The sequence below is a fragment of the Bacillus sp. BS98 genome (genome assembly GCF_008432245.1).
GTDB lineage: Bacteria > Bacillota > Bacilli > Bacillales > Bacillaceae_G > Bacillus_A > Bacillus_A toyonensis.
On the sequence record NZ_CP043832.1, the window covers coordinates 103095 to 117090 of the forward strand.

At 32.4% G+C, this 13996-nt stretch carries 10 protein-coding genes; all 10 read right to left on the bottom strand.

Translation table 11 applies throughout. The features are described 5' to 3' along the window. Positions 1-311: 311 nt before the first annotated feature. Positions 312-1664: a branched-chain amino acid transport system II carrier protein BrnQ5 gene (gene brnQ / locus F0362_RS28990; RefSeq protein WP_000066872.1), complete on the bottom strand. Its 1353-nt coding sequence runs from the start codon at positions 1662-1664 to the stop codon at positions 312-314. Positions 1665-1865: 201 nt separating this feature from the next. Beyond that, entirely contained in the window at positions 1866-2684 is an 819-nt protein-coding gene (gene proC / locus F0362_RS28995) for a pyrroline-5-carboxylate reductase (RefSeq protein ID WP_001041312.1), read from the bottom strand. A gap of 564 nt (positions 2685-3248) precedes the next feature. Continuing rightward, positions 3249-4493: an NAD(P)-dependent malic enzyme gene (locus F0362_RS29000; RefSeq protein ID WP_000074774.1), complete on the bottom strand. Its 1245-nt coding sequence runs from the start codon at positions 4491-4493 to the stop codon at positions 3249-3251. A 308-nt stretch (positions 4494-4801) separates the two neighbouring features. Continuing rightward, positions 4802-5794 (bottom strand): DUF4046 domain-containing protein, encoded by a 993-nt coding sequence (locus F0362_RS29005; protein WP_001148885.1) that lies wholly within the window; start codon positions 5792-5794, stop codon positions 4802-4804. Between the two features lie 271 nt (positions 5795-6065). Then, a complete protein-coding gene (locus tag F0362_RS29010) occupies positions 6066-7259 on the bottom strand; it encodes a Ger(x)C family spore germination protein (RefSeq protein WP_000794305.1) in 1194 nt (397 codons plus the stop codon). After that, positions 7256-8347, bottom strand: a complete 1092-nt coding sequence (locus tag F0362_RS29015; protein ID WP_000628984.1) for a spore germination protein — start codon at positions 8345-8347, stop codon at positions 7256-7258. Before F0362_RS29015 ends, F0362_RS29010 begins: the two co-directional genes overlap by 4 nt. A gap of 26 nt (positions 8348-8373) precedes the next feature. After that, positions 8374-9948 (bottom strand): spore germination protein, encoded by a 1575-nt coding sequence (locus F0362_RS29020; protein ID WP_141438360.1) that lies wholly within the window; start codon positions 9946-9948, stop codon positions 8374-8376. A gap of 557 nt (positions 9949-10505) precedes the next feature. Further along, positions 10506-11450, bottom strand: a complete 945-nt coding sequence (locus tag F0362_RS29025; protein ID WP_000274098.1) for a response regulator — start codon at positions 11448-11450, stop codon at positions 10506-10508. A gap of 4 nt (positions 11451-11454) precedes the next feature. Further along, positions 11455-12771, bottom strand: a complete 1317-nt coding sequence (locus F0362_RS29030; RefSeq protein WP_000584785.1) for an ATP-binding protein — start codon at positions 12769-12771, stop codon at positions 11455-11457. Positions 12772-13003: 232 nt separating this feature from the next. Continuing rightward, a complete protein-coding gene (locus tag F0362_RS29035; protein ID WP_000588643.1) occupies positions 13004-13984 on the bottom strand; it encodes a glutaminase in 981 nt (326 codons plus the stop codon). Positions 13985-13996 lie beyond the last annotated feature (12 nt).

The window sequence follows — 13996 nt, forward strand, 5'->3', positions numbered from 1 at the left end:
TGTATCCCCTTTAAAAATAAGGTTTATTCTTCTCGTTATTGTTGTATATAAATTTACTTAGTTATTAGCTAGCCTCATAATATTTCTTTTACATTAAATAGATTTTAAATATTCTATAAATTAATTGGTGTTTTTAGGTTAATACATTCTATTTTTTCTCTTTAATCCAGTGTTCAACAAAGATTAGCTACAATATATTATAGCTGGTTTGATTTGCCCCCAAAGCAATAAATAACAGATTTACACATTCTAAAGAGATACTTAGCTTTCTTCCTCGATAGCAATACGATGATATCATATACAAAAATAATTTATTTATATAATTGAGTTTCACCAGAACTAAGGTCATTTTTCTTTCGTAATACACTAAAAATATAACCGCATACACCGCCTATAATAGCTGGAAGTACCCATCCTAAACCTACACTATATAAAGGGAGAAAATGCTCAAGAAAATTATGAATTAGTTCGATTTTTATTCCAGCAGCATTTAAGCCATCTAATGAACTAATAATAAATGTTAATATCAAACTCCCTTGATATACTTCAAATCTACCATTAAATACAGAGTGTAAAAACGTTAAGAATATTAAAGTAATAGCAATTGGATACATAGTTATTAATACAGGGATCGAAATCATAATTAATTGTGTTAATCCTATATTTGCAACTAGTGTACTGAAAACAGACAAAATAATAACAAATTTTTTGTAAGAGATCTTTGGAAATAATCCATGAAAAAAAGAAGAACAAGCAGTGATAAGTCCTACGCTTGTGGTTAAACATGCTACTGTAATCATTAAACCCAATAAAATTGCACCATACGAACCAAAATAATAGTCCGAAACTTTTGCTAAAACTTCAGCCCCATTATCTAAAAGACCTAGCTTTTCAACACTAGAAGCCCCCATATAGGAAAGTGCAGTATAGATAAGAGCTAAGAGTGTAGCAGCAATAACCGTTGCTTTTGCACAAACAATTATAAGCTGTTTTTTAGTGATAGCCCCTTTTTCCCTAATTGCATTCACAATAATGATTCCGAAAACAAAAGCTCCAAGAGCATCCAATGTTAAATAACCTTCTTGAAAACCTTTAAAGAATGCATCTGATGTATACCCTTCAACAGGTGCTTGAATTCTGCCAATTGGATGAACAAAAGCTACAACTACGAGCATTCCAATAACGGTTAATTTGATAGGAGTCAAAACTTTTCCAACTATATCAATAATTTTTGTAGGATTAAGTGATAATAAACATGTAACTGTAAAAAATAAGATTGTAAATATGATTAATGTAACAGGACTAGCATCATTTGATAAAAAAGGTTTAATTCCGATTTCAAACGATACATTTCCAGATCTAGGGATGGCGTAAAAAGGACCAATCGCTAGATAGAGAACGGTTGTAAATACAATACCAAATACCGGATGTACACGACTAGCTAAAGATTGCAAATCATTTTTACCTGAATAAACAAATGCTGTTATTGCTAATAATGGTAAACCAACTCCGGTAACTAAAAAACCTGCATTGGCTATCCATACGTTTTTTCCAGCCATTTGACCAAGCATAGGTGGGAAAATTAAATTTCCTGCTCCAAAAAACAATGCAAACAGCATCAATCCTATAATAATAATAAAGGACGTAGGAACTTTATTTGACATAACAAATCCTCCGATTACACATTTGTACACGCTCTTTATTTTTTACATAATTTTAATACTAGTTTAGCTTATTCCAGCCTAGAGCACCGTTGGGGAAGAGTATTTTATGGTTCCACGCCCTATAAGAGAATAACAACAAACTTTTAACTTAAATAAAAAGTTTGAATTAATGGATATGACGTTACGCCTAAACAATGCTTCTCACTTACTAGTTAAACTAGATATTTCAACAGATTTTTGAGTACAACGTTTCATAGCTGAAATGATAGCTGTTCTTAAACCTTTTTCTTCAAGTGTTGCTACAGCTTCTATCGTCGTTCCACCTGGAGAACAAACCATATCCTTCAATTCACCTGGATGTATCCCCGTTTCCAATACCATTTTTGCAGAACCTAATACAGCCTGAGCTGCGAATTTATAAGCTTGATTTCTTAGCATACCACCAAGTACAGCAGCATCTGCCATGGCTTCTATAAACATATACACATATGCCGGAGAAGAACCACTAATAGCTGTTACAACATCCATTAGTTTTTCATTTACGACCTCCGTTTTGCCAAAAATATTAAATATATTTAGTACTTCTTCTATATCTTTTTCTTTAACCATTTCATTAAAACATAACGCAGACATTCCTTCCCCAACAAGTGCCGGTGTATTAGGCATTACTCTAACAACCTTTAACTTTCTACCAAACTCATTCTCAGTGCTCTTCATACTTTTTCCTGCAGCAATAGTTACAACAATTACATCATTTTTTATCTGATCTTTTATTTGGTTAATTACTGATGGGTATAAATCTGGTTTAATTGATAAAATTAAAATGTCCGCCTTGTTAGCTACTTCATTGTTGTTAGTAGTTGTAGTTATGTCATAGTTATCACTAGCATTTTTTAAATTACTGACGTTTAAATCTGAACAAATTATTTGATCTGGAGAAACTAAATTTTTGCTAATCATCCCACCTATCATAGCAATACCCATATTTCCACATCCGATGAACCCTATTTGTTTATTCATAATAATTCAATCTTGCTCCCTCTATTATAAAATTTATTGATTTGAAATTATTATTCTAAATAAGATCTACTACAATTCCTGTATATGCCAATGAAATTTAAAAATTATCATCCCTATACAAAAGTCTTCTAAGAATCACATATATAAACGTTTTATACGCTTAGAAATAAGTAGAAAGCCTTCTGTTATTAATCTATTAAAGTAATGGTTTGTTGGTTTTAATCAAAGTTGTACACACGACCTTTACATGTTTGCAAAAATCCACTCTAATTATAATTAATAGTCAATAAATGATTTTTTGTTAAATCTCTTAAGAACATGAATTTGTCCGCTTTTTTACAACTAACTTATACAAAAAGCCTGATGAATAAAGGAATCAATACACTTGCAAGCTAATTCTAATAGAAACATAACTTTAATTTGATAATTAATACTACAAAATCTAATCAAAAACACATGAAACAATTAAAAAGTTTCAAGAATATAGTAAGCTATCTCAGGTGAGATAGCCTGTTTCAAATACATGTTATCTTTGCTACAATAATATTATCTTGAGAAAAATACTTATTTTAATACTTTTTCCTCTTTTATTAATCTTAGTAGATTGTTTTTAATTTCAGACATGCTGATATTTTTTCTTGCAACACCGGTTTCCACTGCAGCACGTGCAACAGCATAAGCTACATGTGGCACCACCCTAGGATCAAACGGGTTTGGAATAACATAGTTTACATGAAGCTCTTCTTCTGAAATTAAATCAGCTATTGCATAAACAGCTGCTAGCTTCATTTCTTCATTAATTTCTTTTGCTTGTACATCTAAAGCTCCACGAAAAACTCCAGGGAAAGCAAGTACATTATTTACTTGATTAGGAAAGTCAGAACGACCTGTACCAACTACTAGCGCTCCAGCTATTTTTGCTTTATTAGGCATAATTTCAGGTGTAGGGTTAGCCAAAGCAAAAATAATAGGATTATGATTCATAGAATGAATCATATCCTCATCAACTACATCTGCAGCTGATACACCAATAAATACATCAGCATCAATAAGTGCCTCTGCTAATGTTCCCTGCTTCTGTTCTACATTGGTAATACGAGCTATTTCTTCTTTAAGTGCATTCATTCCAATAGGTCGCTTTTCATATATTATCCCTTTTGTGTCACACAAAATAACATTTTTCACATGCATATGAAGTAAAAGCTTTACAATGGCTATCCCAGCAGCACCAGCACCATTTACAACAATTTGCACATCTTCAATTTTTTTATTTGTTAACTTAAGCGCATTAATTAGGCCAGCAATAGTTACAATTGCAGTACCGTGTTGATCATCATGGAAAATAGGAATATCACAAGATTTTCTTAGGCGCTCTTCAATTTCAAAGCACTGAGGTGCTGCAATGTCTTCTAAATTTATCCCACCAAAATTTGGTTCTAATAATTTAACAACCTCAACAATCTTATCTGGATTATTGGTGTTTAAACAAATAGGAAAAGCATCGATTTCAGCAAATGATTTGAAAAGTAAAGCTTTTCCTTCCATTACTGGCATAGCTGCTTTAGGTCCGATATTTCCAAGTCCTAATACTGCAGTTCCATCTGATATAACTCCAACAAGATTGCCTTTCATTGTATAGTCAAAAACTTTATTTTCATCTTTATAAATCTCTAAGCATGGCTCCGCAACACCTGGGGAGTAAGCAAGACTTAAATCTGTTGAGTTTTGTACTTTAACTTTAGGATAAACACCAATCTTACCCTGTTTTTCTTTATGCATTTTTAATGCTTCATCTCGTAAAGGTGACATATAATTTCGCTCCTATAATTAAGTTAAGAAATAATTAAATCAACATTTTTATTAACTCTATCTTAAACTTGATAGTATATGATATAAGTAAGTCTTCTAATGTTATCTTTATCTTTTATTGATTTTACATTCTTTCAAAAAATCGATATGAGTTTATTAATAGCTATAAAATAGACACAAACTAACGTTTTAAAATTTATTTACATTTTTTCAATCATTATTAAAGTATTCAAACTTTTCATCTTTGAGATATTTAATTTCGTTAGATTGATAGCGATGTTCTTTTTGCTCGTTCCTATGTATTATCATTATTTATTTTTATAACCTTTTAACATATCTTTTGAATAGCGACTTGGGTATAAAGTGTTTAACATCTTGTATGGACTTCCATTCCAATATCTTCTTAATGGCGTCCATAACTTATGTTTTATTAACCATCTTTGTGTATAAATAGAAAGTAATTGTTCTTCTGTTAGTTTTTCCTTTTCTTCAATAGTCCATTTCAGCGCCTCTAATGCCTTTTTTTCGGTCCAAAATCCAGTAGGTGTGAATTTATATTCCCATTCTTTATGTTGACCAGGATATAACTCATTGATCATAGAGTACGGACTGTTGTTCCATAATATCTGACAAGGAGAAATTAATTTATGAATAGTAAGCCATTTGACACTGTAAACTTGTAATAATTGAAAAGAAGTTAATTTTTCTTTTTCTTCAATAGTCCATCTTAATGCCGCCAATGCTTTTTCTTTGGTCCAAAACTTGTTAGGAGTCATACTGAATTCCCATTCTTTAAATTTATTAGGATATAAAGAATTTATCATTGCATATGGGCTACCATTCCAATACATAACTAATGGCGCACTGAGTTTATTTTTCTCTAACCATTTTTTACTATAAATTTTTAATAGTTCTACTTTACTTAGCTTTTCTTTTTCTTTAATAGTCCACTTTAATACTTCAAGAGCTTTATCTTTAGTCCAAAAATTTAATGGTGCCATACCAAATTCCCACTCTTTAAATCTATTAGGATATAAGTCTTCAATCATCTTATAAGGACTATTATCATAACCATGTTTGAGCGCCCCAAGTAATCGATATTTTATAATTAAACGCGTATTCCATCTTTGTTTAATATCTTCTTCAGTCCACTTTAAAATTGTTTCAATTAAATATTTTGTGACCCTTTTAGATAGCTCTCTATTGCTATCTTCTTTCCATGTATTCGGTGGAAATCTACTTCTTTTACCGTCTAATATTTCTTGATAGATTTCCTCTATCTTCACCGCTCTCGCTTGCAATTCAGAACTCCCTCCTATTTAAACTAGTAAAGGCAATGTAACGATTCCTCTTTCTTTCTTAATGTTAAATAAAGCTCCTTTATTAAATCCCTTTATCGACTTTAAAGAGTAGAAGCAATGCATATGATGAAGAAAAAATTAAATTTCAATAAAATCATTTCTTTAATTTATAATAAGAAGGACATAAAAAAACAAAAAGTTACAAAAATTTTTAAATTAAAATTTTTATAGCTTTTTGTTTTGGTGTAAATATAATGTCACTTAAGACGTCTCACCTTTTTAAACTTGATGCCCCATAATCTTCAATAGTTACATTTACATGATATTTAATCGGTACCTTACTAAATGTTCGATCCCAATCTTTTTTGACTTTCTCCCATGTTCTCGGGTTTTTAATTCTTAATTGGTTGCTAAAGCCCGCAATGTCGACTTGATATTCTTTTTGTATTTTTTCAGTAACATGATGTACCAAGTGCTTTACTTCTTTTTCAACAGCTTTTTCTTCCTTTTTTAAAAATTCATTTTCAAAATCTTTTTCTGATTGCATCCAATTTTCAGACAAACGCCCTTCTGACTCAATGTTTACATCAAAAGAAATCTTATCTCCGTTAACATGCGGTATGATTTTGCTTTTTATTGACTTTATTTCGTAAATAATAAGTTTCCTTGATTTTCTATCAAAAGTTTTTACCACACCACCTTTCCTTTTTCCGTTTATCCATATTAATCCTTCCAATTCCTGTTCGTTTAAAAAACCTATCAACTTTTTTGTTTTCCCTTTAATTACAGCAGCTCCTGCAAATTTTGTTTCCCCATTTATCGAAGCCACATTTTGTAAAAGAAAACTGGATCCTGACCGCATCTTTCCTTCTAATTTAGTGAGCGAGACGGGAGGTAAAATCCTTGTTGTTCTATTTCTATTATCTGCAATTCCAGTCAACTGAAATGCTGGGATTTCTCCATTTTTCTTTGATTCCAAAACCTCCCTCGCTGGGCCCTTGCTAATTAAAATCATACAGCTAAGTCGAACTTCATTGTCACGGAGATACTGTTCAAGTAATTGTTCTAAACTGTATGTACGTACAAGACTATCACTAATAACAATGTTTTTTAAATGTGCGCTGAACATTTGGTTCTCCCTTTTCAATGAAAACTCACGAACAATTTGATGAATAGAATCACCGGTCTCAGAAACATTTATATACCGTTTTTGTTGTCCGTTTCCTTTACTTTGCGCTTGCGAACTAATAATTTGATAAGTAGCCGTTATAAGGTTTCTTTTAGGATATTCTTCTTCCTCAACCTCTTTCTCAATTGTTGACTCCTTCCCTTTATCTAGTGCTATACCTGCAGTTAAACTCAACTCTTCTATTTCTTTACTGCTCCAACATCCTGTTAAAAATAGGAGCACAAGCATCGATAACATAGCCAAATAGAACCGTTTACAAATAAAGTTATTTTTCACGCTACTCCTCCTTTTAATCGCATAATAATGAGAAGGAGCAGTGGCAGTAAACCGAATAAAAATAAAGCAGCATTACCGAGCATATCCCCCAATTTAAGTAAATCATTTATATTTTTCGAAGTCATAGCAATGATGTAAATAATCGGAAGCAAAACAAACATAAACGGATGAATACTCTTTTTAAAGAGTTGCGCTACTCCTAATGCAGCAGCATAATAGCTAATCGTATAGGTAGCAAATATTTGCATAATCCATATTACAAGCAATAAAGACTCAAAACGTTCAAATATCAAACCAGAAATTTCAAAACTGCGCATAAGGTCAATTGTCGGCCATGTTCTTGTTACAACTCCATCAATAGATAATGCACCAATGACCATTACAACAGTTATTACATAAAAGACTAACGGAATAGAAATTCCAACTAGAATGACTTTTACTGCTTTATTTGGTTGTTCCATAAACACCAAAAGAATTAACATAATTTCAGGACCTGTATATGCGAGAGACGTTGTTTTTATCCCATCTAACACCGGTTTGATCCCCAAACCTAATACGGGACGGAGATTATCTACCTCAAATATTCCGATACTCATAAAGGAAATGAGTAAAAAAATAAAAACCGTTATAGGAAATATTATTTCAAACATCCGTGCAATTGAATTAATACCACTCATAATCAAATAAAGACCTATCCACATAAAAGGCATAATAATGGCCCATGTAGGAGTTCCTTCCAGTAAAAAAAAGCCTATTACTTCTGCCATTGAACGAATTTGAAAAGCTGAAGTTGTAAGAAAATAACCTATAATAAGTAAACTAAGCAATCTGCCTATCCATTCCCCTACAATTTCTTGGCTGTATTGATAAAAAGTTTTTTCTGGAAACTGCTGACTTAATTTTACCATGATTATTCCTGTAACCATTGCGAGTATCCCACCTAATATCACACTTAGCCATACATCTGGTGTTTTCACTTTTTCCACAGATGCTCTGGGCAGAGTGAGAATTCCTGTTCCAAGTATGTAATTTACAATAATAACAACTGCCTGCGAATTTGTTATACGGTCTTTGGGTTTAGTAATCACTGAAGGCCACTTCCTTTCGTCATCAGCTACCTTTTGCGGATAGTATTTTTGGTATTCATTATTTTCGGTCGGCGTCTCATCATTTTTAATGGCATGCGAACCATAAAATCTTTCCAATCACTAAATTGATACGGAACAGCAGGGCTGGTATAAGGAACGCCAAAACTTTTCAATTTCACTAAATGACTGCAAAGTAAAAGAAAGAAGAGAATAACTCCATACAAGCCAAAAATCGCAGCACAAAACATAGCTACAAAACGAAGAATGCGTAACGTAATCCCTACACTATATTGTGGGATAGTAAAGGAAGAAATAGCTGTTACCGCAACAATGATAACCATTATTGGACTAACAATTCCTGCTTCAACGGCGGCCTGACCAATAATTAACCCGCCCACAATTCCCATTGCAGGTCCAATCGGTTTAGGCAGACGTAAACCTGCTTCCCGTAAAACTTCGATAGCCACTTCCATAATCAACGCTTCTATTAGAGCGGGAAAAGGAACTCCTTCTCGCGATCCGATAATTGAAATAGCTAGCTTAGTGGGAATTAATCCTGGATGAAATGAAATAAAAGAAATATACAGTGCTGGAGCAAATAATGAAACAAAAGCTGTCATGAAGCGTAATAAACGGAGAAGCGTACCAGGAATCCACCGTTCATAATAATCTTCTGGTGATTGCAGCAACATACTAAATGTAACTGGAGCAATTAAAACAAACGGTGTTCCATCTAACAAAATAGCTACTCGGCCTTCCATCAAAGCACTAATAACACGATCAGGTCGTTCGGTATTCTGAATCTGCGGAAAAGGACTGAAATAATTATCTTCAATGAGCTGCTCTATATAACCAGATTCGAGTACACTATCTATGTTGATTTTCTGAATTCTATTTTTTACTTCTTCCACCAATTCTGTACTAGCAAGATCTTTAATAAAAGCCACAACTAACTCTTTTTTTGCACGTTCTCCTACTGATAGCTTTACTAATGATAAGTTCTCATCTGCACAATGCCGTCGCAAAAGTGAGGTATTATCACTTAATACCTCAGTAAAACCCACCCGCGGACCTCTTACTAAAGCCTCCGATACTGGTTCTTCAATGTTCCGTTTATTCGCTTTTGTTGTGCCCAGAATAAACACATCTGCTAAACCATCAATCAAAAGAGCTGTCGAACCTATCAATACTTTTGATATCAAATCATTTATGTAATGGACTTCTGCTACTTCACTAATTGAAAGAACTTTATTTTTAATATATGCTTTTGAAACGGTACCCTCCACATAAGAAGATTCATTTTTATATTCGTCAGAAAAATCATCCATTAGTAATTTCATAATATGTTTGTCAATTATCTCTTTATCTGATAGTCCCTCAACAAAAATGATCCCAGCTTGAATACCTGTGCGTCCAATATTAAACTCCCGAAAGCGAATATCAGAATTATGACCGATTTTTTGTTTTATGAGTTCTAAATTGGAAGCAAAATCATCCGTGAAATGAATATTTGCATTTTGAGAAGGCTTATATTGTTGATTAGTTTCACTTTGAATAGTATTTTTTTGCACCTGTTTATCTTTTGATTTCCACCAACTCATTCTTACCACTCTTTCTCTGACATACGGACCCAATGAAAAAATCTTGAGATAGTATATGGAATTAAAAACAAGATAAAAGCTTGTACAAATATTTTCCAATCCGGAAGATAAGAAACAATTATGTTCCACATTTTGATCACCTGCTTTATATACAGTACTAGGATATATTTCAAAAAATCGGTATTTAATTAATTAAAAATCGCCATCAGACCAAAGAACAGAAAAGCGAGACCATATGCTATTTAATACCAGCAAACTAGTTAACATAAAACATTTCTGACCTAAAATACGATTTCCATTTATAATTTGTTAGATATTATTTCCTTTTCTCTTATTTATATGCCCACATTCAAATTGCAAATAATATAAGTATCAATGTTGCCTCTTAAAGAAAAAAAGATGCTAGATAGCATCTTTTTTTCTTTAATTCAACTTATTATTTATTTATATTTTTAGCTAAATTACTTTTGTTTTTTCCATATAACATATATATAATAAGTCCAATAACCATCCAAATATAAATATACCAATTGAGATTTTGAATTAGTAAGAGTTTATCATCGTAATTCCAAGTGAATTCGTTTTGCTTCAAAATAAAGGACCTGAATAAATTTTTTCGTATCAATACGAGCCGGTAACGTTGGCTCATTATTCAACTCTGTCATCTTTCTCCTTACGGTAGTAAAATCAAAAAATCTCGAAGCATAATTTTCGAACTTCGGGTTTAAAAAATCAGTAAGTCCAAGGGATGCTAAATGGTTTAATGATTGATAAATCGCTCTCCGAATCCGTTGTTTGGAAGCTTCTATGAACCTTTTTAATTCAGTATCTTCAGCTGATTCTCCAAGTTTTTTTTGAGCCAAATTCACAAAAATCTCTTTTAGTGAGGGAAAACCTTGTTCCAACGTTTTATCTTGTTCATATTTATATAAATAATCTAGCATATCCATTAAATCTTTACTTCCACTTTCACTGGCTATTCCTAATTCAGATAGAAGAAAATGAATGGCATTTTGAAAATGGTTGAAAGTATTTAGATGCTTTTCATTACGATATTTTTCCTGCATACTTGGATCACTATCCAATTTTAGTATCGTATTGAGCGATTCTTGAATATTTTTTATCGATTTTTCCAAACGAATTCGTTCAATGACTTTCTGAACGACTGTTAATACTTCAATCCGGTTAATTGGTTTAATAATGTAGTATTCAACGCCAAGCGAATACGCTTCAGCAATTAATTCTTTTGATTCTACTTGAGAGACCATGATGATTTTCCCTTTAAACGTGGGTTTTATTTGACGAATTGTTTTTATTCCATCTTGAATCGGCATTAACAAATCGATAAATAAAATGTCTATATTTTTGAGAATTAGCATTTGTTGATCTAACAATAAACCATCCTCAGCTTCTCCTACAACCTCTCCAAGATCTTCATCCTCAATAATTTGAGCCAACATTGAGCGAACCGCTTTTTCATCATCTACTATATAAAAATACATAGAATCACCCTTTCGAAATTATATGATCAACCCCTAATCTAATTATAAAGATTGATCCTTTTCCTTCGGTTCTGTCCTCAAGCGTAACATCACCTTCAAGTTGTTCAACTATTTCTTTAACATACGATAGTCCGATGCCTGTCGATGGATTACCTAAATTATCATATTTAGAAGTAAACCCTGGTTCAAAAATTGAATCTTTATATTTTGAAGAAATACCGGGACCGTTATCTTCTATTCGAAATTCAACGAAATGATGGTCTTTATTAATGTCAATTGTGATGGTTCCCATATCTTGGATAGCTTCTACAGCGTTTGTAACGATATTATTTATAATAGATAAGATTGTGTAAATATGATAGTGAGGATGCACGCCATCAATTTTATATACAAATTGGATGTCTTTCTCTAGTAACCGGGCGTATTTTGCATTTGCTCGTATAATGATGTTTACCAGTTCATGTACAGACATATAATCTGTAAAACTTTCATCAGAAATTAACTTTGAAAGTCCAGCAAAAATACGTTGGTTATCCTTTTTAACATCATGGACCTCACCAGCAATTTGTAATGCCTGTTGCCTTAAATCCTCAAACTGAAAGCTCATTTTTTTATGCTCAAAAGCGTCTAAGCTTTTATATAAATCATAGGATTTTTTGGTTATATTCTCAGCATCCTGTAACGTTTTTTTTAAATGAACTGCGTCTTCATATAAATTAGAGATGAGTATAAGCATGTGTTCATTTTGTTTCTTTATATGTCTCTCCCTTGACTGCGCTTCATACAATTTCATCATATTGAAAAAGCTTAGAACTATAAAACTATGGGAACATGCGGTAACGATTATCTCATTTATTGCCTCTGATGTTATCGATGTTTTTAATACGAAATATTGAATCATTAATTCCACACTGTCTGACAATATTTCAATGATGCAACCAATGAATCCAATCATCAATGGTTGATGATGAAAACGTTCGACTTTTGCTAAATGAAAGAGATAAGAATAAGTAAAATAAAAGAAAAAACTAGGATAGTGGGTATGGAAAGCAGCTATCCAATCCATATTATCTTTTATGATGACATCCATTGAGATACGAAATACTACAACGACTATTGCTGTTAAAAAACCTGGTAAAAATGCTGGGACTCGTCGAAATAATAACAAAAAAAAGAAAAATGTTGGTGCACCAAAGCTCATTCTAAATGTTTCATTTAAGGGAAATGACTTTATTTCACCTACTAATGGTACTGTAAATATCATCAAAATCAGAATATAGATGTCTTTTTTTACTAAATTACTAAGATTCAAAATAATCACTTCTCACTTTCGCCTAACAGTCAGTATACAAACCTATTTACATTAATACAACAATTACTCTATTTTTTCAAAAAACGATAAATAAGATATAAACGAAAGCATTACATATTGTGAGTATTCAATACATTCTTCTATTTTAGAAAGATATTTTGTAATCTAAAAATGTTCAGACACATTATACGCTCTGAACATTTTTGTATTCGCAGTGACACCAAAACATTTATGATCCTTTTTAAAATATACTTAAATCCCATTGTTTTGCAATATGTTCTAATAACATAATCCCTGGTAAACTATTCCCATATTCATCAATGGCTGGTCCATAAATACCAATACCACATCCATCTTGGAACGGTAGATATTTCCTAGATTTTGAGGGAACAAGTGTCATAATTCCTCCGGACACCCCACTTTTAGCTGGTAACCCAATGAAAGCTGCAAATTTGCCAGAAGCATTGTACATTCCACAGGTAAGCATTAAAGCTTTTGTTAACCTAGCCAATTCTTTAGGAAGCACTTGTTCTTTACGAATAGGGTGATATCCATCATGTGCCAGTATAAGCCCTATTAAGGCAATATCCTCTGTGTTTATTTCAATTGAACATTGTTTTAAGTAAACCTCTAGTACCTCCTCCACATCTGACTCTAAAAAACCACTCCCCTTTAAATAATGTGCTAAAGCCCTATTGCGATGAGCTGTTTGCCATTCTGATTGAAATACTATTTCATTAATAGAGGGACGCTTCCCTATCATTTTTTCAATTAATACGAATAGAGATTCTAATTTTTCTTGCACCGTTTCTCCTGGTAAAAGCGAAGCTATCGTAATTGCTCCAGCATTAATCATAGGATTAAAAGGTTTTCCTGGTTTATGCATCTCTAAACGAATAATCGAATTGAAGGCATCTCCAGTTGGCTCTACGTCAACTCGCTCTAATACATAAGAAATACCACGGCTTAAACAAGCGGCTATAAAGCCAATTACTTTTGATATACTTTGTAGAGTGAAAGGTACATCCCAATCTCCTGACTTTATGATATTTCCATCTGGTTCTACTATACAAATACCTAATTGCGATAAATTTACATTTCCCAAAGCGGGAATATAACTGGCGCTTTGTCCCTTAGCTGCATAAGTTCGATAATGAGCTACCCATTGATCTAAGCATACTTTTTTTTGACCCTCAATTTGAACGCTAGAATCCTTTATCATTTAACTATATTC

Coding starts and splice junctions, on each gene's coding strand:
- brnQ (WP_000066872.1), bottom strand. CDS start 1,664: ATGTCAAATAAAGTTCCTACGTCCTTTATTATTATTATAGGATTGATG.
- proC (WP_001041312.1), bottom strand. CDS start 2,684: ATGAATAAACAAATAGGGTTCATCGGATGTGGAAATATGGGTATTGCT.
- F0362_RS29000 (WP_000074774.1), bottom strand. CDS start 4,493: ATGTCACCTTTACGAGATGAAGCATTAAAAATGCATAAAGAAAAACAG.
- F0362_RS29020 (WP_141438360.1), bottom strand. CDS start 9,948: ATGAGTTGGTGGAAATCAAAAGATAAACAGGTGCAAAAAAATACTATT.
- F0362_RS29025 (WP_000274098.1), bottom strand. CDS start 11,450: ATGTATTTTTATATAGTAGATGATGAAAAAGCGGTTCGCTCAATGTTG.
- F0362_RS29035 (WP_000588643.1), bottom strand. CDS start 13,984: ATGATAAAGGATTCTAGCGTTCAAATTGAGGGTCAAAAAAAAGTATGC.